The 20,971-nt window shown below is 31.7% G+C and carries 21 protein-coding genes; 11 read left to right on the top strand and 10 right to left on the bottom strand.

Features of this window, described 5'->3' with window-relative positions; translation table 11 throughout:
• Positions 1 to 344 precede the first annotated feature (344 nt).
• Positions 345 to 584, top strand: a complete 240-nt coding sequence (locus BTO06_RS16080; RefSeq protein WP_100926272.1) for a hypothetical protein — start codon at positions 345 to 347, stop codon at positions 582 to 584.
• A gap of 23 nt (positions 585 to 607) precedes the next feature.
• On the opposite strand, the gene BTO06_RS18845 is transcribed toward BTO06_RS16080, so the two are convergent.
• Positions 608 to 787 (bottom strand): helix-turn-helix domain-containing protein, encoded by a 180-nt coding sequence (locus BTO06_RS18845; RefSeq protein WP_232731477.1) that lies wholly within the window; start codon positions 785 to 787, stop codon positions 608 to 610.
• A gap of 881 nt (positions 788 to 1,668) precedes the next feature.
• Here BTO06_RS18845 and BTO06_RS16090 point away from each other — a divergent pair.
• Genes BTO06_RS16090 through BTO06_RS16100 form a run of 3 tightly spaced genes read left to right on the top strand, consistent with a single transcriptional unit; the run spans position 1,669 to position 5,128 of the window.
• The gene (locus BTO06_RS16090) at positions 1,669 to 2,343 is read left to right on the top strand and encodes a succinate dehydrogenase cytochrome b subunit (RefSeq protein ID WP_100926273.1); all 675 of its coding nucleotides are present in this window, start codon (positions 1,669 to 1,671) and stop codon (positions 2,341 to 2,343) included.
• A gap of 12 nt (positions 2,344 to 2,355) precedes the next feature.
• Positions 2,356 to 4,371 carry a fumarate reductase/succinate dehydrogenase flavoprotein subunit gene (locus tag BTO06_RS16095; RefSeq protein WP_100926274.1) on the top strand — a complete coding sequence of 672 codons (2,016 nt, stop codon included), beginning with the start codon at positions 2,356 to 2,358 and terminating at the stop codon, positions 4,369 to 4,371.
• Positions 4,372 to 4,381: 10 nt separating this feature from the next.
• A complete protein-coding gene (locus BTO06_RS16100) occupies positions 4,382 to 5,128 on the top strand; it encodes a succinate dehydrogenase/fumarate reductase iron-sulfur subunit (protein ID WP_100926275.1) in 747 nt (248 codons plus the stop codon).
• 218 nt (positions 5,129 to 5,346) lie between these two features.
• Here BTO06_RS16100 and BTO06_RS16105 read toward each other — a convergent pair whose 3' ends face one another.
• A complete protein-coding gene (locus BTO06_RS16105; RefSeq protein ID WP_100926276.1) occupies positions 5,347 to 5,736 on the bottom strand; it encodes a DUF1573 domain-containing protein in 390 nt (129 codons plus the stop codon).
• 16 nt (positions 5,737 to 5,752) lie between these two features.
• A complete protein-coding gene (locus BTO06_RS16110; protein ID WP_100926277.1) occupies positions 5,753 to 6,634 on the bottom strand; it encodes a thioredoxin family protein in 882 nt (293 codons plus the stop codon).
• A 480-nt stretch (positions 6,635 to 7,114) separates the two neighbouring features.
• Here BTO06_RS16110 and BTO06_RS16115 point away from each other — a divergent pair, with 480 nt between their 5' ends.
• The 3 genes from BTO06_RS16115 to BTO06_RS16125 all read left to right on the top strand — a co-directional run bounded on the left by BTO06_RS16115 (position 7,115) and on the right by BTO06_RS16125 (position 9,154).
• Entirely contained in the window at positions 7,115 to 7,795 is a 681-nt protein-coding gene (locus BTO06_RS16115; RefSeq protein ID WP_232731478.1) for a sensor histidine kinase, read from the top strand.
• Entirely contained in the window at positions 7,792 to 8,472 is a 681-nt protein-coding gene (locus BTO06_RS16120; protein ID WP_232731479.1) for a LytR/AlgR family response regulator transcription factor, read from the top strand. Before BTO06_RS16115 ends, BTO06_RS16120 begins: the two co-directional genes overlap by 4 nt.
• Positions 8,473 to 8,824: 352 nt before the next feature.
• On the top strand, positions 8,825 to 9,154 hold the full coding sequence (locus tag BTO06_RS16125; protein WP_100926280.1) for a hypothetical protein: 330 nt from the start codon (positions 8,825 to 8,827) through the stop codon (positions 9,152 to 9,154).
• A gap of 235 nt (positions 9,155 to 9,389) precedes the next feature.
• On the opposite strand, the gene BTO06_RS16130 is transcribed toward BTO06_RS16125, so the two are convergent.
• Together BTO06_RS16130 and BTO06_RS16135 are read right to left on the bottom strand one after the other, a co-directional pair.
• Positions 9,390 to 10,001, bottom strand: coding sequence for an FAD-dependent oxidoreductase (locus BTO06_RS16130; RefSeq protein WP_100926281.1), 612 nt, complete (start codon positions 9,999 to 10,001; stop codon positions 9,390 to 9,392).
• The gene (locus BTO06_RS16135) at positions 10,001 to 10,582 is read right to left on the bottom strand and encodes a MarC family protein (RefSeq protein WP_100926282.1); all 582 of its coding nucleotides are present in this window, start codon (positions 10,580 to 10,582) and stop codon (positions 10,001 to 10,003) included. The genes BTO06_RS16130 and BTO06_RS16135 overlap by 1 nt, the downstream gene beginning before the upstream one ends.
• Before the next feature lie 84 nt (positions 10,583 to 10,666).
• On the opposite strand from BTO06_RS16135, the gene BTO06_RS16140 reads away from it, so the two are divergent.
• Positions 10,667 to 11,236 carry a DUF3109 family protein gene (locus BTO06_RS16140; RefSeq protein WP_100926283.1) on the top strand — a complete coding sequence of 190 codons (570 nt, stop codon included), beginning with the start codon at positions 10,667 to 10,669 and terminating at the stop codon, positions 11,234 to 11,236.
• Here BTO06_RS16140 and BTO06_RS16145 read toward each other — a convergent pair.
• Positions 11,229 to 12,566, bottom strand: a complete 1,338-nt coding sequence (locus tag BTO06_RS16145; protein WP_100926284.1) for a deoxyguanosinetriphosphate triphosphohydrolase — start codon at positions 12,564 to 12,566, stop codon at positions 11,229 to 11,231. The two genes, BTO06_RS16140 and BTO06_RS16145, sit on opposite strands and share 8 nt — an antisense overlap.
• A gap of 219 nt (positions 12,567 to 12,785) precedes the next feature.
• On the opposite strand from BTO06_RS16145, the gene BTO06_RS16150 reads away from it, so the two are divergent.
• A complete protein-coding gene (locus BTO06_RS16150; RefSeq protein WP_100926285.1) occupies positions 12,786 to 13,283 on the top strand; it encodes a Panacea domain-containing protein in 498 nt (165 codons plus the stop codon).
• A complete protein-coding gene (locus BTO06_RS16155) occupies positions 13,276 to 13,602 on the top strand; it encodes a hypothetical protein (RefSeq protein WP_100926286.1) in 327 nt (108 codons plus the stop codon). Before BTO06_RS16150 ends, BTO06_RS16155 begins: the two co-directional genes overlap by 8 nt.
• Positions 13,603 to 13,668: 66 nt before the next feature.
• Here the strand turns inward: BTO06_RS16155 and BTO06_RS16160 are convergent, their stop codons facing one another.
• The 4 genes from BTO06_RS16160 to trxA all read right to left on the bottom strand — a co-directional run bounded on the left by BTO06_RS16160 (position 13,669) and on the right by trxA (position 18,672).
• Positions 13,669 to 13,980, bottom strand: coding sequence for a hypothetical protein (locus tag BTO06_RS16160; protein WP_100926287.1), 312 nt, complete (start codon positions 13,978 to 13,980; stop codon positions 13,669 to 13,671).
• A gap of 352 nt (positions 13,981 to 14,332) precedes the next feature.
• Complete coding sequence (locus BTO06_RS16165; RefSeq protein ID WP_100926288.1) at positions 14,333 to 16,726, bottom strand: ribonucleoside-diphosphate reductase subunit alpha; 2,394 nt, start codon at positions 16,724 to 16,726, stop codon at positions 14,333 to 14,335.
• A gap of 96 nt (positions 16,727 to 16,822) precedes the next feature.
• Entirely contained in the window at positions 16,823 to 17,794 is a 972-nt protein-coding gene (locus BTO06_RS16170; RefSeq protein ID WP_100926289.1) for a ribonucleotide-diphosphate reductase subunit beta, read from the bottom strand.
• A gap of 518 nt (positions 17,795 to 18,312) precedes the next feature.
• Positions 18,313 to 18,672: a thioredoxin gene (gene trxA, locus BTO06_RS16175; RefSeq protein WP_100926290.1), complete on the bottom strand. Its 360-nt coding sequence runs from the start codon at positions 18,670 to 18,672 to the stop codon at positions 18,313 to 18,315.
• A 135-nt stretch (positions 18,673 to 18,807) separates the two neighbouring features.
• On the opposite strand from trxA, the gene BTO06_RS16180 reads away from it, so the two are divergent.
• Positions 18,808 to 20,964, top strand: coding sequence for a prolyl oligopeptidase family serine peptidase (locus BTO06_RS16180; RefSeq protein ID WP_100926291.1), 2,157 nt, complete (start codon positions 18,808 to 18,810; stop codon positions 20,962 to 20,964).
• Positions 20,965 to 20,971 lie beyond the last annotated feature (7 nt).

Below are 20,971 nucleotides of genomic sequence, written 5' to 3' on the forward strand. Positions count from 1 at the left end.
CATAGCCCCTTTACATATAGTAATAACCAGAAAGGAAATAACAACTAATACAGCTATAATAAAAGGAATTAGGGTAAATAATAGTCATTCATTTAATTTTTTTACAAATTAATAAAAATCTAAAAAAGAAACCCACTCAAAGTTTGAGTGGGAAAATTGCTATGAAAAAGAAACTTAGGACGTCTCCTAAGCGTTTATAAAAGTAATAAAAAGTTCCTTGTAAACGTTAAAAAATATGATAAAATAACAAATCATATCGATAGAGTCCTAGTTTTATCGGTTTAAAATACTTTTGTTAAGATTTGACCATTTAAAAAAGTAACTTTGAACTCAAAAACAATCCAATGACAGAAAATGAAGCCATTCAAAAAATACAAGAGGAATTGGTAAAGGCAGAATCAAAACATCCTTTTTGGCCAACAGATATTCTTCACCAAATAGCCATAGTAAACGAAGAATCAGGAGAAGCAACGAGAGCAGCATTACAGTATCAATATGAAAAAGGAGAATTGAAGGAAGTCCAGACAGAACTAATTCAAACAGCAGCAATGTGTATCAGGATGCTAAAAAATTTAGACTTATAGCTTAATTACGCCTTTTAAATTTTTTAAAAATTAAGTAAGGGAACTTCCTGTTGTTTTTGAAACAAATATGAAAAATATGTAAGGTCATAAAAACCTAAATCAAATGCAATAAGTTTAACTTCCTTTAAAATGTATAATAGTTGTCTTTTCGCTCCTGTAATAACGCTATTCTTTATAAAAGCACTTGGCGCTTCCGAACCCATTTTTTGAAAATGTTTTGCCAAGGATTTTGGAGAAATAGCCAAACGGTTTACATATTCAGCGACAATACGTAGCCAATTAAAATTTTGATCTTTTGATAAGCTAAAATCTTTAATTCATGTTATCTCTTAATCTCACTTAACTATTGAATGTTCTTACTTAACTATTGAATGTTCTTACTTAATTCGAACAAGATAATTTATAAATTGTTAAAGAAATGACTGCAACATGTCATTTTGTGCAGTTTCATCTAAATTAAACTGTTCGACTAAATTTTCAAGTGTGTAATCTAATTTTTGAATGTCTTTATCAGTTGGTACTATAAAAGAAGTTTCGTAAATAATATTAACAAAACACCATTATATGCAATTACATTATCGTGTGTTTGAATACAGTTAAACTCTCTTTTAAAGCTTAACTAATATGCTTCTTTTATCTCTTCTGAATAAACTATAAAGATTTGACCTTGTGACATAAAAACAAAACGATACTATTACAGTGATAACTTTTAAAATCGATGTTGTAGACCCCTTCTCCTTTTTTAATCCTGAAGATTTTATAGTCATCTATTTGAATCGGCTTGTTAAGAAGACAATCTTTTTCGCACTGAACTAAGTGAAAAAAACATTCTTAAAATTTCAAATTTTAATATCAATTACAACTATAAATTCGTTGATTTGTCATTTGCTCATTAAAACAAAAAATCTGATCAAAATCAAACAATTTTCATTGAATTTGTACTAATCTTTTCAAGTTTATATTGGTATTAAACTTACTATTTATACCCATTCTAAATATTTAACAAAACAAAGTCTATTATTTGTGGTAATTCGCTATAGGTCGTAACTTTGCTTGCAATTATTTATAACCAACATTCAAAATAATGAGCGGATTACTTAAATCTTCTATCGGAAGAAAGTTTGCTATGGCACTTTCAGCACTCTTTCTTATGGTTTTCTTATTACAACATTTTGCAATCAACATTTTATCAGTATTCAGCGCGGATGCTTTTAATAAAGCTTCTCACTTTATGGGTACATTCTGGGCTGTACAATATTTGTTACAACCAGTTTTAATTTTCGGTGTTATATTCCACTTTGCAATGGGATTTGTTCTAGAAATCAAAAACAAAAGTGCACGCACAGTTAAGTATGCAAAAAATAATGGAGCCGCAAATTCTTCTTGGATGAGTAGAAATATGATTTACAGCGGATTATTCATTTTAATTTTCTTGGTAATACACTTTATAGATTTCTGGATTCCAGAAATGAACACAAAGTACATTCAAGGAGATTTATCAGGAATGCACAACGGTGAATTCAGATATTTCCATGAATTACAGGAAAAATTCGTTCCAATTTGGAGAGTAGCTTTATACTGTTTAGGTTTCGTTTTCTTAGCATTACACCTTTTACACGGTTTTAACTCTGCATTCCAATCAGTTGGGGCTAATAACAAATACACTAAAGGATTGAAAACTTTTAGTAAAATTTATGCCATCGGTCTTCCTTTAGGGTTCATCATTATTGCATTATTTCACCATTTCAATCACCATTAATAATAGTATCATATGGCAACTTTAGATTCAAAAATACCAAAAGGTCCTATTGCTGATAAATGGACCAATCACAAAAATAAAATCAACTTAGTAAACCCAGCTAACAAACGATTAATTGACGTTATCGTTGTTGGAACAGGTTTGGCAGGAGGTTCTGCCGCAGCAACTTTAGCTGAGTTAGGATATAACGTAAAAGCGTTTTGTTTTCAAGATTCTCCACGTCGTGCACACTCAATTGCTGCGCAAGGAGGAATTAACGCTGCAAAAAACTATCAAGGAGATGGTGACTCTACATACAGATTATTCTATGATACTGTAAAAGGTGGAGACTACCGTTCTCGTGAAGCAAACGTATATCGTTTAGCTGAAGTATCTGCAAATATTATCGATCAATGTGTTGCTCAAGGTGTACCTTTTGCACGTGACTATGGTGGATTATTAGATAACCGTTCTTTTGGTGGAGTATTAGTATCAAGAACTTTCTACGCAAAAGGACAAACAGGACAGCAATTATTATTAGGAGCTTATTCTGCAATGAACCGTCAAATCGGTCGTGGAAAAATCAAAATGTACAACCGTCACGAAATGTTAGATGTTGTAATTGTTGATGGAAAAGCTCGTGGAATTATTGCTCGTAACTTAGTTACTGGAGAAATTGAACGCCACTCTGCTCATGCTGTTGTATTAGGAACAGGAGGTTACGGAAACGTATTCTTCTTATCAACTAATGCAATGGGAAGTAACGTAACAGCTGCTTGGAAAGCTCACAAAAAAGGAGCTTACTTCGCAAATCCATGTTACACACAAATTCACCCAACTTGTATTCCAGTATCAGGAGATCATCAATCGAAATTAACCTTAATGTCTGAGTCATTACGTAATGATGGTCGTATTTGGGTACCAAAGAAAATAGAAGATGTAAAAGCAATTCGTGAAGGAAGTTTAAAACCAACACAAATTGTTGAAGAAAATAGAGACTATTATCTAGAGCGTCGTTATCCTGCATTTGGTAACTTAGTTCCTCGTGATGTTGCATCACGTGCTGCTAAGGAACGTTGTGATGCTGGTTTTGGAGTTAACGCCACTGGTGAAGCTGTTTATTTAGATTTTGCTTCAGCAATTGAGCGTTACGGAAAAGAGCAAGCTACAATCAAGGGATTAAATGTAAACGATGCTGCTTTAGTTAAAAAATTAGGTCAGGAAGTTGTTAAGAATAAGTACGGAAACTTATTTCAAATGTATGAGAAGATCGTTGATGAAAATCCATACGAAACTCCAATGATGATTTACCCAGCTGTACACTATACAATGGGAGGTGTTTGGGTTGATTATAACTTAATGACTACTGTTCCTGGATTATATGCAATTGGAGAAGCAAACTTCTCTGATCACGGAGCAAACCGTTTAGGAGCATCTGCATTAATGCAAGGTTTAGCTGATGGTTACTTCGTATTACCTTACACAATTGGTGATTATTTAGCAGATGATATTCGTACTGGACCTATTTCAACTGAAACTCCAGAATTCGAAGAAGCTGAAAAGAGCGTTCGTGCTTCTATTGAGAAGTTTGTAAATAATAACGGAACAAAATCAGTTGATTATTTCCACAGACGTTTAGGAAAAATCATGTGGAACAAAGTTGGAATGTCTCGTAATGAGAAAGGATTGAAAGAAGCAATTGCAGAAATTTCTGCCTTAAGAGCTGAATTCTACAATGACGTTAGAGTTCCAGGTGGAGCTAACGAATTCAATGAAGAATTAGCTAAAGCAGGACGTGTTGCGGACTTCTTAGAATTAGGAGAATTATTCGCTAAGGATGCTTTAAATAGAACTGAATCTTGTGGGGGTCACTTCCGTGAGGAATCTGTGGAGTTAGATGGACCTCAAAAAGGTGAAGCTTTACGTAACGATAAGGAGTTTGCTTATGCTGCTGCTTGGGAATATAAAGGAGAGCCTAAAGATGCAGTTTTACACAAAGAGCAGTTAGAGTTTAACGATATTGAATTAAAACAACGTTCATACAAATAAGGAAAGAATTATGAATTTAACGTTAAAAATTTGGCGTCAAAAGAACGCAAGCGATAAAGGAAAAATGGTTGATTATAAAATCAATGATGTATCGCCAGATATGTCTTTCCTTGAAATGTTAGATGTTTTAAATACACAATTAATCGAAAGTGGTGATGAACCTGTAGCTTTTGATCATGATTGTCGTGAAGGAATTTGTGGAATGTGTTCTTTATATATAAATGGTGAAGCACATGGACCTGATAGAGCTGTGACTACTTGTCAATTGCACATGCGTAAGTTTAAAGATGGTGATACAATTTATATTGAGCCATTTAGAGCTAAAGCATTCCCAGTTATTAAAGATTTAGTAGTTGATAGATCTGCTTTTGATAGAGTTCAACATGCCGGAGGATTTGTTTCTGTAAACACTTCTGGTAATACACAAGATGCAAATGCTATCCCAATTAATAAAGAGAATGCAGACAAAGCCTTTGATGCAGCTACTTGTATTGGATGTGGAGCATGTGTTGCAACTTGTAAGAATTCATCTGCAATGTTATACGTATCTGCTAAAGTTTCTCAATTTGCCTTATTACCACAAGGACAAGTTGAAGCGGCGGATCGTGTATTAAATATGGTGAAGCAAATGGACGAAGAAGGATTTGGTAACTGTACTAACACAGGTGCGTGTGAGGTAGAATGTCCTAAAGGAATTTCTTTAGAAAACATTGCTCGTATGAATACTGAATTCTTAAAAGCAAGTTTAAAAGGATAAAAAATTATTCTATATACATTAAAAAAGCTCGGAAGTTATCCGAGCTTTTTTAATTTTTGAAGTATGTTCAATTATATTCTGATAATTATCCTTGCCATTTTGGTCCTATATAAGATTGGCAAATTCCTACATTTATTAATTTATGGTAGTGAAGATGATATAAAAAAACACATTGATAGAATGGATGATAATACAGATTTTGATATTTACTAATTTACCTATTTTACTTTCTCTTTTTGCATATTTCTATTTACAAAACCTTTTATTTTCAAACTCAAACGTTCTCTTTTTGCATTCGAAAAAATCGTAATTGCTTTTGAAAAGCCTCCTGGTCTTTTTGTGTCATACGATACTGAAATCTGACCTTTTTCTCCTGGCATAATTGGCTTTTCTGGTTTTTGCGGAACTGCACATCCACATGAAGACTTGATATGCTTAATCATTAATGGTGCATCTCCAATATTTGTAAATTCAAAAACTCGAATTCCTTCTGAACCTTGTGCTATCTTTCCATAATTAATAGTTTCTTTTTCAAATTTGAATTCTTGTCCATAACTTAATACTGCTCCTGTAAAAAGTAATATGAATAAGGTAATACGTACTCTCATAATATGTGATTTTAAATTATAAACTTTTATTGATCCTAGTAATCATTTCTTTTATTCTTTTTTCATCAGGATTTAAGCTTAATGCTTTATACATTTGCTGTAAAGCCTCTTTAAATTTTTTCTGTTCGTAATACAATGTTCCTAGACTACTATAGGTGACATAATTCTTTGGATACATTTTTGTGTTTAGTTTGAAAGCAAACTCTGCTTTATCGAATTCTTTATTTCTAAGCTTAACAAATCCGTAAGTATTTAACTCTTTAGTTCCTTTGGTTACTTCTGGTAGATAACGGATTAATTGTTCCTCCATAAACTGAAGACTGTCTTTAGCATTTTTCAATAAATTATCTAGAACTTGAACTCCTCTATAATTCGGATAATAGCGTTCACCTCTTACTATTTTCAAAAGGTCTCTTTCAAAAGTTTCCTTTGGGTATTCCACAATTCTATTGACCTCTTTCCCATCTTTATAAATAATAAAAGTTGGTACTCGGTGAATATTTAATCCTTTTTCATCTTTATTTGGAGATTGCTTGTACGCTTCTTTTTTTCTATCCAAAGCATACACTTTCAAATTCTCTTTTGGTAAGCCTGCCTCCTCTATTATTTTATAGAAAATCGGTAAATTACGTTTACTATCTCCACACCACGAGCCAAAAAATACTTTTATCTCATACTCATTTAAATCCTTTTTTAATTCTTTGATGATCTTATGATTCGTTAGATATTTCTGTTGATTTTGATCAAACCAATTGAAATCCGAATCCTTGAATGCTTCTCGATTCGTTTCTCCTAACAGCATTTTATTTCCTTTTTCATCGATAATAACTTGATTTATCTGTGACTGAAGTGTTAGGTTCAGTATAAAGAATACGGGAATCCATAAAGTTCTATTCATGTGATTATAGTTTTTAAGTTCCTCGAAATTAACCACTAAGAACCCCTAAGTAAAAATAACTTGCTGTAACACAAACAATAAAGTACAAACGACATTGTTACCTATACCAAATGCAGTTCGTATAGTTCTAAGTGTATTTTATACCTCTATAAAAAATTAAAACCTATTAATTCTGTATTTTCAACATCAGAAATGGAATTATTCAAAAAACATATAACTCAAATCTTAGTTCATCTTTTATTTTGGCTGCTTTTTGTGTTTATATCACTTTTTGTGTTTTCAGAATATTATTGGTCTGAAAACCCATTTTTACAATATCTATCCATATTAATATTTATTGTTTATGCGAATCACTTAATATTATTACCATACTTTGTCAGAAAGAAACAATATATCCTATACGCCATATTATTCATTCTTATTTCGTTTTTAGCAACACAACTCTATTGTAATGTTTTCACGCGATGTGGCTGTTCATTTATGAAGTGTTTAAGCGATTATTTATGGCAAACCCTTGTGCCACTATTCTTCTTTTCATTTGTTTGGATTCTGTTCAAGTATTTGGATAGAGAAAAGGAAATTGAAATGGCATTGCAAGAACGAACAGAACTCGAATTAAAGTTTCTTAAATCACAGATAAATCCCCATGTATTATTCAATAATTTGAATACTATCTATTCTTATGCCATTGAAAAACCAGATCAAACACCTGATTTAATTCTGAAATTATCTGATAATTTAAAGCATGTGCTATATGAAAGTAACTCAGACTTTATTCCTTTAGAAAAAGAACTACAGTATCTTGATAATTATATCGACTTTCAGAAAATACGCACACAAGGAATTAAAGAGATCGTATATACAAAAAGTATTAGTTCTGTTCAGTATCAGATTGCACCATTATTATTAATAACTATAATTGAAAACGCATTCAAACACAGTACTCCAAATAGTATCATTCGTATTCATATTGAAATAAAAGATAAAACATTACTATGCACTTGTGAAAATAGTTTCTTGGATTCAGCTATTTTTAAACAAGAGGCTATTGGTTTAAAAAACTTGCAGAAGCGGTTGAATTTACTATATCAAAACCAGCATGAATTTAAGGTAAATGAAGATGATACTTTTAAGGTAAGTTTAAAGCTAAATTTAATATGATGACTTGTATTATTCTTGAAGACGAACTTCCTGCACAAAACCTTCTTAGGAATTTTCTTAACAAAATTCCTGATGTAAAATTGATAGCTGCTTTTCAAACAGCTCTTGATGCAAATACTTTTCTAAAGGAAAATAATGTCGATTTTCTTTTTTTAGATATTAATCTTCCAGATATTCTTGGAATTGATTTTATCAAAACAATTAAAAATCCACCACAAGTTATAATTACCACAGCGTATCCTAATTATGCAGTTGATAGTTTCGAGCTTCCGACTATTGTAGATTACTTGGTAAAACCATTTTCATTCGATCGTTTTTTAAAATCGATTCACAAGGTTGAACACATTATTAATAGACAAGAAGTGAAACCAAATAATCATGTATTCTTAAATATTGATAAAACCTTACATAAGATTTTACTTAGTGATGTTCTTTTTATAGAATCGGATAGGAACTATCTCACCTTTGTAACCCAACTCAAGAAATACGTTTTTATCGACTCATTAAAAACCTGGAATTCCAAATTGACTGATGATTTTATTCAAATTCATAAGTCTTACATTATTAATGTAAATCATATTGATAAAATTGCTGGAAATGAAATTAGCATGGGTGAAATTAAGATTCCGATAGGAAGAACTTTTAAGCCTAATTTCATGAAGAAATTTAACTCTTAAAATTGCAAGAAATTTTCTTCAATTGATGTAAATCTGACATCCATTTTTTAGCCAAAACTAACCTTAAATTAACTATTGTTTTTGAATTATCTATAAAAATTAAATTATTTACTTTATAAAAAATTAGCTTTTAAAACCATAAAAAGTGACATATTTTTAACTAAAGCATTATTTTGTTGATTATTTGTTAATGTTTGACGTGTGTTAATTTTTAGAGAACTTTAACGAAAAACGCCTAAAACGAAATGTTTTATTAACATTTTGAATAGTCAATTATATCGTAAGTGGTAGTACTTTTGGAATGTAATTAATAAACAAAAAAACAAACCTAAAACAATAAAACACCATTAAGATGAAAAAGTTATTTTTATTATTAGCGATCACAGTGAGCACTTCAATTTTTGCTAACAACTCAAGACCAGCTGAGGTAGTTAAGTCTGAGATCAGAACTGAAATCATTAAATTATTAGGAAACGCAAACTTTAATGTTGAATCTAATTTAACTGCAGATGTTGAATTCATGATCAACAACAAAGGAGAAGTTATCGTTTTAACTGTTGATACAAAAAACGCAGATGTTGAAACTTACGTAAAAAACAAATTAAACTATAAACTAATCACTAACAAGTTAATCGTAAAAGGTCAAACTTATAAAATGCCTTTAAAATTAGTTAAAGCTTAATTCATAGAATTTCTACTTAACAAATTTATATTGCAAGCCATCATTTTAAATGATGGCTTTTTTTGACTTCGTTTATTACTGAATATCTTAGTTAGATTTCAAGATTAAGAGGCTTTAGCTATTTCTTACTAAAAACTAAGTAAAGGAAAATAGATTTAGCCTGATTTAGTAAACCTTTCTTTGCGAGAATGAAGTGGTTTTGTTTAACAAAAATTAAAAAGCTGATTTAATCAACTCAGCTTTTATTTTTATCATGAATTTTTGTAGGTATATGATCATTCCAAACTGTTAGAATATCAGTTGCAACACTGGCACCACTTCCCGCAGCAATTGCAAATTGACTTCTCCAACCTGCGATGGTTCCGCAACAATACAATCCTTCTTTAATTAAATGATTAAAATTGCGAAGCTGTATCCTATCTTTCATTGCATTTGCTCTAGAATGTCTCTCAATATATTGTTCTAAACCAACTATATTAAAAGGTTTAGCATAATTTAAAGCAACAACAACATTCTTGGTTATGTATTCATTTTTATTTGTTATAACTTTATAACCAGCATCGTCATCAATGACAGCTGTAACCTTTTCATTTTCCATTTGATCTACGTGAGGATACATTTTTGCTAATTGCTTTTTACCATCAGACAAAATATCTTTCCCTAAAGTTCCTGGTGGCAATCCTAATACATTATTAAAAAGGGCATTTTGCAAATGAGAAGCTCTTTGATGCATTATAATTCCAACTTTTTTCCCTTGAGCATAAGCTTTATCCTTTGCCGAAGCTAAAACTAACGCACATTGTATTCCTGCCACTCCTCCACCAATAATTAATGTATCAAAACTCATTAAGCAAGTAACATTTTAATGTTTGCTGCAAAAAGTTTCACTGCAATTGCTAGTAGGATTACACCAAATATTTTTCGAATAATCGCAATACCATTTTTACCGATTAACTTTTCAATACGAGAAGATGTTTTTAAAACAATATAGATAACCAAAACATTTAACAGTACCGCGATAATAATATTCATTAAGTCGAATTCTGCACGTAATGAAAGTAAAGTGGTTAAACTACCTGGACCTGCAATTAATGGAAAAGCCAATGGAAAGACAGTTGCATTTAACGCCTGATCTTCTTCCTCTTTATATAGCGTAATTCCAAGAATCATTTCTAAGGCAATAAAGAACAAAATAAAAGAACCTGCAACAGCAAATGAATTTACATCAATTCCAATTAAATTTAATAAACGCTGACCAACAAAGAGAAATAAAATCATAATGAAACCAGCTATTACCGAAGCTTTTTCCGACTGAATATGGCCAACTTTATTTCTTAAATCGATAATAATTGGAATATTTCCCACAATATCAATTACAGCAAATAATACCATAAAAGCTGTAAATATTTCATTAAGACTAAGATTCATCTCTTGTTAGTTTTTGAATTATTAAATGTCAAAAGTATGTTTAATTACAATTAAATGTAATAAAAATAACTTTATTTTTGCATTATGTTTCAATTAGGAAAGACCATTGTTTCGGAGGATATTATAGAAAAGGATTTTGTATGTAATTTATCTGCATGCAAAGGAATCTGTTGTGTAGAAGGGGAAGCAGGAGCTCCTTTAGATAAAGAGGAGACAAAAATTTTAGAGGAAATTTATCCGAAAGTAAGACCATTTTTACGTAAAGAAGGAATAGAATCTATAGAACAAAACGGCACTTGGATTACAAGTGATTTTGGTGAATTAGAAACACCTTTAGTAAACCAAGAAGAATGTGCTTATGTAATTTTCGATGATAAAGGAACAGCTCTTTGTGCTATTGAGGAGGCTTACAATAAAGGTATTGTAGATTGGAAAAAACCTGTTTCTTGTCATTTATACCCGGTTAGAGTAAAGGATTATTCTGAATTTTCCGCCGTAAATTACCACAAATGGGATATTTGCGATGATGCTTGTACTTTAGGGGCAGAATTACAAGCTCCTGTTTACAAATTTGTAAAAGAAGCGCTTATCCGAAAGTTTGGTAAAAACTGGTATATGGAACTTGAAAAATTAGCCGCAGAAAAGACTAAATAACATTTCCTGATATTTTTTTGTGTAATCTAATAGCATATCCATCAGACAAACTTGCAACATAACTACATGTCTGCAAAATTCGTTCGTAAAGGTCATCTTTTAACGTTCTATACTCTTCTGGAAGTAAGTTTAGAACTAAACGATCAAAATTAGACTGTTCTCCTTTGTATTTGTTATTCAATGCAGTAACAAACACATCTAACAAATCAGCTATTATCTTATAACCCGCTACTTCCTTTTCTACAACATCATTACTTCTATATATCTTTTCGATACTTATTTTAATGATATCATTCATTTGCGCCTCATACTTACATTTATCTAATAATGAGTTACTGAAAGTTCCCTTTAAAATCTCTTCCTCATTACTTAAAAACATATCCACAGCTTCATTAATTAAAACTCCGATAGCCAACGCTCTTAAATAACTTACTCTATCTTTCTTATGTTTTAGTGAATGATACTTTTTAATGTCGATGGTATCCTTCACTAATTTAATCATATACTCCAAAGCATATTCTTCATCGATTAAGCCAAGATTAATTCCATCTTCAAAATCAATAATAGTATAACAAATGTCATCTGCTGCTTCCACTAAATAAGCTAATGGATGTCGATAATAAGCAATTCCTTGAGAGGCTTTTTTTACCATTCCTAACTCTTCTACAACATCAATAAAAATATTTTTTTCAGATTGGAAAAACCCGTACTTCTTATCTGAAATATGAGAAGTAGGCTTCTTAGGTAAACTCTCTTTAGGGTATTTAATGAAAGCACCTAATGTTGCATACGATAAACGTAATCCTCCTGGAGTTCCTTCTTTACTTTCCGTAACTATCTTTAATCCGTTTGCGTTTCCTTCAAAATCGACTAAATCCTGATATTCTTTTTCTGATAGCTCTTCTTTATATTTTAATCCTTTTCCTGTTTTAAAATACTCTCCTATTGCTTTCTCTCCAGAATGACCAAAAGGAGGGTTTCCAATATCGTGCATTAAACAAGCAGCTGCTACAATTGCTCCAAAATCATTAAAGGTATATCCTAAATTCTTTAATTCTGGATGACGATCTAAAATTACTTTCCCTGCTCTTCTACCTAAAGTTCTTCCTACTACAGAAACCTCTAGACTGTGGGTTAATCTAGTATGAACAAAATCTGTTTTTGATAATGGAATTACTTGAGTTTTATCTTGCAGGCTTCTAAAAGCAGATGAAAATATAATTCTGTCAAAATCTACTTCAAATCCTAATCGAGTTTCATCTTGAGTTGCTCTTGTTCTCTTTTGTGTATCTCCGAATCTTTTTAAAGAAAGTAATTGTTCCCAGTTCATTCTGTAATTCTTATAGGCTAAAAAAATCAATCGTGAGCAAAGTTATTTAATCTTTTTCTTTATGCTCATATCTTTTTTGAATTATAAAATTTTTGTTGCTCTATTAATTATCTATCTTTTAACTGTTTGATTTTTAGTGTTAAATATGGTAGCTTTGTTAGCATGTGATTGAAATTTAAAAAATAGTCTTTATTTTTGTAGAACAATAGTGATAAACCTATGGGTACAGCAAGCTCAGTAGCTAACGAATTTTTAAAATTATCTAAAGAACAAGGCAGTAATGTTACTAATATGAAGTTAGTAAAGTTAATGTACATTGCTCAAGGATTGTCGTTATCTTTATTAGAGCGTCCTATATTTGAAGATGATAAAATTGAAGCTTGGAAATACGGACCTGTTGTTCCAAGTATTTACCACGAATTTAAACATTTTAAGTCAGAACCAATTACATCGAAATCGGTTACTCTTGATAGTAATTGGGTACATTCGTCAGAACCAGAATTAACTTCTGAAGATGATAAGAAGATTGTACAGTTGACTTGGAATTTGTATAAGGATAGTTCTGCAGAAGACTTGGTAGTTTCTACGCACAGACCAGGAACACCATGGAGTTTTTCATATGCCCATGGAAAAAACAACACAATTGATAATAGGCTTATAAAAAAATACTACGATAAGTTTATAACTAGCTTAAAAAAATACTTAAAAAGTGCTTAATTCAGACCTAGACGACTTGATTCGTAAAGCAGGGAATTCTCAAGTTGATGCTAATGAAATTGATTTAAATATCAATCTTACACAACAGGAAATTTCAGATAGAATTCAAGATAGAGAAGAACGTAAAAAATACGCTTACAGAACTTTTATATTCTTAAGTAGTTTTACGGCTATCGTTTTAATGATAACAGTTGCAGCTGGCTTTTCTGAAACACTAGGGTTTAAATTAGATAACACAGTTTTAATAGCTTTAATAACTTCTTCTTTAGCGAGTATTGTAGGAATTTTTATTTTGGTGATGCGTTATTTATTCAGATAATTCAACTTTAACTTAAAATAAAAAAGAGAAGCCTTTCGACCTCTCCTTAAACTAAAATAAAGTTATTTAAGAATATTTACCCCAGTTTCTTTTGAAATACCAATTTGGTTTCCAATTAATGTAATTAGCTGGATTAAAACTAGTATTAGTTAACTCCAATTTTACTAATCTATTTGGTAGCAATGGTAAAGGGTGCCTACCTCTCGGACTATCTAAATCCAAAAAATGGTATCGGTAGGATTTATCCATAAATCTCTTACTCGGTCCAAAATCAAAAGGAATACATTTCCTTGTTAACACTCTACTATCATTTGTTACATAGGTAACTCTTACCATCAACTTTTCATTGATGGCCAGTACAAATTTATCTTTAAACATATGTCTAAAAATTTAGTTTATTAACCGCTGTTAATAAATAGTTAATGCAGCTCCTCTAGTGAATTTTAAAGAGTTTGTTACTGCGAAAAAAACAACTAGAAATATTTAACTTGATGGAAAGAGTTTTCTTTTGTACTTTTGGAATACAAAACAGAGATGAGGCAATCTTATTCTTTCTGTTTTAATATTTTTGGCGTCGGAAACCAATTATTAAAAAAATCAAGAGGGATATTCATAGTGTCCCTTTTTTTTATGTTTCTTTTCTACCTCAGCTATTAAATCTAAATTCGGATTTCTTTAAAAAAGAGAAGCCTTTCGACCTCTCTTTTCTTCCCTTTTAATTTAACTCTAATTAAGAACCACACATTAAACAATCATCTGGTCCTGCATTTTTAGAAGCATCTACCATTGCCTTGAATTCTTCTGGGCTCATCGGCTTATCTTCTTCCTGTTTTTTGTCGTTATCTTTAGATAATGTAAACTGAATTGCATTCACGGCAGACTTAGTACGTAAATAGTACATTCCTGTTTTCAATCCACTCTTCCATGCGTAGAAGTGCATAGAAGTTAGTTTTCCAAAATCAGGATCTTTCATGAATAAGTTTAAAGACTGAGATTGATCGATAAAATAACCTCTATGGCGAGCCATATCTATAATATCTTTCATACTCATTTCCCAAACTGTTTTATACAACTCTTTTAAATTTTGTGGAATGATATCAATATGTTGGATAGATCCGTTTGCACGCATGATATCTTCTTTCATATCGTTATTCCATAATCCTAATTCCACTAAATCTTCTAATAGGTGTTTGTTCACAACAATAAACTCACCAGATAATACTCTACGAGTATAAATATTAGAAGTATATGGTTCGAAAGCTTCGTTATTCCCTAAAATTTGAGATGTAGAAGCTGTTGGCATTGGTGCAACTAATAACGAGTTTCTAACTCCATGCTTTTTCACTTCCGTACGTAACGCATTCCAATCCCAACGTCCACTTAATTCATCGTCATTAATTCCCCACATATTGTGTTGGAATTCTCCTTGAGACATTGGTGATCCTTCGTAAGTTGAATACGCTCCTTTCGCTTTGGCTACTTCCATAGAAGAAGTCACAGATGCAAAGTATAATGTTTCAAAAATCTCTTGGTTTAATTTCTTCGCTTCTTCACTTGTAAACGGTAAGCGTAACATTATAAACGCATCAGCTAATCCCTGAATACCTAATCCAACTGGACGGTGACGCATGTTAGAGTTTTCAGCTTCAACAACTGGATAGTAGTTTCTATCAATAACCGTATCTAAGTTTCTGATTACCTTTTTAGTTACATCAAATAACTTTTGGTGATCAAAGAATTTGTTTCCGTTTTCATCTTCTGCAACAAACATTGGAATAGCAATAGAAGCTAGGTTACATACAGCAACCTCGTCTTCCGCTGTATATTCCATAATCTCTGTACATAAATTTGAAGAACGAATTGTTCCTAAATTCTTTTGATTAGACTTACGGTTTGCAGCATCTTTATATAACATGTACGGTGTACCTGTTTCAATTTGAGATTCTAAGATTTTCTCCCATAAATCACGGGCTTTAATTGTTTTTCTCCCTTTACCCGCTTGCTCATAGCTTGTATATAAACGCTCAAACTCTTCTCCGTACGTATCATATAAATGAGGACATTCGTGCGGACACATTAACGTCCAATTTCCATCTTCTTGAACACGTTTCATAAATAAATCAGAAATCCACATTGCATAGAATAAATCACGTGCACGCATTTCTTCTTTACCATGGTTTTTCTTTAAATCTAGGAAATCAAAGATATCAGCATGCCAAGGCTCTAAGTACATTGCGAAAGACCCTTTACGCTTTCCTCCTCCTTGATCTACATAACGAGCGGTATCATTAAATACACGTAACATAGGAACAATTCCATTTGATGTTCCGTTGGTTCCTGCAATATAACTTCCTGTTGCACGGATATTATGAATAGACAATCCTATTCCTCCAGCAGATTGAGAAATTTTTGCTGTTTGCTTTAATGTATTGTAAATACCATCAATACTGTCATCTTGCATTTGCAATAAGAAACAAGACGACATTTGTGGTTTTGGTGTCCCAGAATTAAATAATGTTGGCGTAGCATGAGTAAAATACTTTTTACTCATTAACTCATATGTAGCAATTGCTTCGTCAATATCTTCTTTGTGAATACCTATAGAAACACGCATTAACATTTGCTGAGGCCTTTCAGCAATTTGTCCGTTTAACTTTAATAAGTAAGAACGCTCTAAAGTTTTAAAACCAAAATAATCATAATTAAAATCTCTACTATATATAATAGTTGAATCTAACTTTTCGGCATTCTTCATAATGATTTGATATACATCATCAGCAAGCAAAGGAGCTTTTTTTACTGTGCGTGGATTCACGTACTCATACAAATCAGTCATTGTTTCTGTGAACGACTTCTTAGTGTTTTTATGTAAGTTTGAAACGGCTATTCTTGCTGCTAATTTAGCGTAATCAGGATGTGCAGTGGTCATTGTTGCTGAAACCTCAGCGGCTAAATTATCCAACTCTGAAGTTGTAACTCCGTCATACAATCCTTCGATAACTCGCATTGCAACCTTAACTGGATCAACGATGCCGTTTAATCCGTAACACATCTTTTTTACTCTTTCTGTGATCTTGTCAAACATCACAGGTTCTTTTCTCCCGTCTCTTTTTACTACATACATATTTTATTTTGGTTTTATATAGGTTATTCCAAAGGGAAGAATTTCCCTCAAGATTTCAATTATTTTATTGGTTGATGTTTTTATATATAGTAGCTCTTAAAAATCAGCATCAAAACTGATAGAGCCCGTTCCTCCAGATTTAACCCCTGCCTTTTGATATTCAGAAACTCTTTTTTCAAAGAAATTTGTTTTTCCTTCTAGTGAAATCATTTCCATAAAATCAAATGGATTCGTTGCGTTGTATTCTTTGTCACATCCAAACTCTAATAAAAGTCTATCTGTTACAAATTCTAAATATTGAGTCATTAATTTAGAATTCATTCCAATTAAACTAACAGGCAATGACTCTGTAATAAACTCTCTTTCAATATCTAAAGCAGAAATAATGATTTCTTTAATTCTTTCTTTACTAACTTTATTTTGTAGGTGATTGTTATGTAAGTGTACAGCAAAATCACAATGCATTCCTTCATCTCTTGAAATCAATTCATTTGAAAAGGTTAACCCCGGTAACAACCCTCTTTTCTTTAACCAAAAAATTGAGCAAAATGACCCTGAAAAGAAAATTCCTTCAACAGCTGCAAAAGCAATTAATCTTTCGGCGAAAGAATCGGATTCGATCCATTTTAAAGCCCAATCAGCCTTTTTCTTAATCGCTGGAAAAACTTCAATTGCTTTGAACAGTTTGTTTTTCTCATCGTCATTCTTTATATATGTATCAATCAATAAAGAATACGTTTCTGAGTGAATATTCTCCATCATGATTTGGAATCCATAGAAAAATTTCGCCTCACTGTATTGTACTTCGTTTACAAAGTTTTCAGCTAAATTCTCATTTACAATTCCATCAGATGCAGCAAAAAATGCTAAGATGTGTTTTATAAAGTAACGTTCATCATCAGAAAGCTTATTATTCCAGTCGTCTAAATCTTGATGCAAGTCTATTTCTTCAGCAGTCCAAAAACAAGCTTGTTGCTTTTTATACCATTCCCATAGGTCATCATGTTGAATTGGAAAAATAACAAATCTGTCCTTGTTTTCTTGTAAAATAGGTTCTATAGTAGCCATTCTGATAATTTAATTTCGTGTTTTTTTTTCTTTCGTGGGGGAATTACAAAGATTGGAAATTTTAAGACTAAAATAAAGCTATACTTTTCCACAAACTCCTTGAAGTTTTTAACAAAATGGTAAATACTCACAAATTTTAACATTTATAAACACATATCTTATTTTGCTGTTTTACAATCATTTAAAACAAATAGATTTCACTAGGTAGTTAATTTTACTAGGATTCTAATTCATTTAAATTTAGATAAAAAAACAATGGTTTGAAAGAGTTTCAAAAAGAAAAAACGACGTCTGAGAAACGTCGTTTTTGATTCCATAATTCGAATAATCCCCAATATTACGATTTATGATTGTGTAAATGTTGAATACATAAAAGTACGTCACAAATATATATACATCTTTAAATGTGTCAATTATATTTTGTATAAATGGTTGGTTTTTTTGTGTGTTTGGTAAACTATCATTGAAATAAGCACATCTATTTCCTTAAATTATTGAAAATTAACCATCCTTTCTTACTATTTAGAAACCTTAAGTACATCCAAAATTATCTGCTCTATTTGTTTCTTTGGTAACGCACCATGAGCCATTTGAGGATCTTCTCCTACTGGGCAGAATAACATTGATGGAATACTACGAATACCAAAAACAGTTGAGAGCTCCTGTTCTGACTCTGTATCTACTTTGTATATTTTTACTTTACCTTCATATTCTTCACTCAACTGATCAAGAACTGGAGCTAATATTTTACACGGTCCACACCAATCAGCATAAAAATCAATTAATACTGGAACATCACCGTTATAATCCCATTCTTTCTTATTTTCAAAATCGAATATTTTATCTATAAATTCACTCTTTGTTAGTAACTCTGTCATTTTTTATCTATTTTATCTTTTAGACGTTGTATTTATGCAACATTACAAATCTAGTTTTTTATGTTAAAAACATCTTAAATTGTAACAATTCTATATTTTTTTCTTCTAATTTTGAAAGGTTAACCTGAATTAGACATGAAAAAATTAATCTTATCTACTCTTGCAGTTGCACTTATCTTCGCCTGTAAGACTGAATCTCCAAAAAAAAACACTAGCCCATTGAATTACCCTGAAACAGTAAAACAACCTGTTGTAGATAACTATTTTGATACCGAAGTAACAGATAACTACAGATGGTTAGAAGATGATCGAAGTAAAGAAACGGAAAACTGGGTAAAAGCCGAAAATAAGATTACATTTAATTATCTTGATAAAATACCATACAGAGCACAACTAAAAGAGCGATTATCTGAGCTTTGGAATTATGAAAAAATAGGTGTTCCTTTTGAAGAAGGAGATTACACGTATTTCTATAAAAATAATGGGCTACAAAACCATTATGTATTATACCGAAAAAACAAAGAAAGGAAAGAAGAAGTTTTCCTTGATCCAAATACATTTGCAGAAGATGGAACAACTTCTATGAGTAGTGTAAGTTTTTCAAAAGACGGAAAGACTGTAGCATATGCTATCTCTGAAGGTGGAAGCGACTGGAGAAAAATCATCATCATGGATGTTGAATCGAAAAAAATAAAAGAAGATACATTAGTTGATGTTAAGTTCTCAGGAATTTCTTGGAAAGGAAATGACGGTTTTTACTATTCTAGTTATGACAAACCTAAAGGAAGTGAACTTTCGGCAAAAACAGATCAACATAAATTATATTACCATAAATTAGGGACTCCTCAGAATACAGACCAAGTAGTATTTGGAGCAACTCCAGAAGAAAAACATAGATATGTAGGAGGCTACCTAACTGATGATAATAAATACTTAGTTGTAACTGCATCCACTTCAACTTCTGGAAATAAATTATTTATTAAGGACTTATCTAAACCTAATAGTGACTTCGTAACAGTTGTTGATAATTTTAATAGTGACACCTACGTTGCCGATAATAAAGGAACGAAGTTATATTTAGTAACCAATCTTAACGCACCAAATCAAAAAATAGTAACAGTCGATGCAGTAAATCCTACACCAGAAAACTGGAAAGATTTCATTCCTGAAACGGAAAATGTTTTAAGCCCTTCAAAAGGATCTGGATATTTTTTTGCTGAGTATATGGTTGATGCTGTATCAAAAGTTTTTCAATATGATTATGATGGGAATTTAATTAGAGAAATCGAATTACCTGGAGTAGGTTCTGTTGGTGGTTTTGGTGGAAAAAAAGATGCTAAAGAATTATATTTTTCTTTCACTAATTATAACACACCAAGTTCATCTTATCAGTTCAACCCAAAAGATGGTAGTTATGAATTATATTGGAAACCGAACATTTCGTTTAATTCTGACGAATACGAAAGTAAACAGGTTTTTTATAATTCTAAAGATGGAACAAAAGTTCCAATTATTATAACGTATAAAAAAGGTTTAGAATTAAACGGAAAAAACCCAACTATTCTTTATGGTTATGGTGGATTTAACATAAGTCTAACTCCAAGTTTTAGTATTGCCAATGCTGTTTGGATGGAACAAGGAGGAGTATACGCAGTTCCTAATTTACGTGGTGGTGGTGAATACGGAAAAAAATGGCACGATGCGGGAACAAAACTGCAAAAACAAAATGTATTTGATGACTTCATTGCAGCAGCTGAGTATTTAATCAATAATAACTACACCTCTTCTGACTTCTTAGCAATAAGAGGCGGTTCGAATGGTGGGTTATTAGTAGGAGCTACTATGACTCAACGACCAGATTTAATGAAAGTAGCTTTGCCCGCTGTGGGAGTTTTAGATATGTTACGCTATCATACTTTCACTGCTGGAGCTGGATGGGCGTATGATTATGGAACAGCAGAAGATAATAAAGAGATGTTCGAGTACTTAAAAGGATACTCGCCTGTTCACAATGTAAAAGAAGGTGTAGAATATCCAGCTACGATGGTAACAACTGGTGACCATGATGACCGTGTAGTTCCTGCACATAGTTTTAAATTTGCGGCTGAGCTTCAAGACAAACAACAAGGTAGTAATCCTGTATTAATTAGAATTGAAACCAATGCAGGTCATGGTGCTGGAACTCCAGTTGCTAAGACTATTGAACAATATGCAGATATTTTCGGATTTACTTTACATAACATGGGATTCGAGAATTTACCAGATTCAAAAACCGAAAAAATTAAGCCTTAATAAATTA

This window comes from Tenacibaculum sp. SZ-18 (assembly GCF_002813915.1).
In the GTDB taxonomy this organism is placed as follows: Bacteria; Bacteroidota; Bacteroidia; order Flavobacteriales; family Flavobacteriaceae; genus Polaribacter.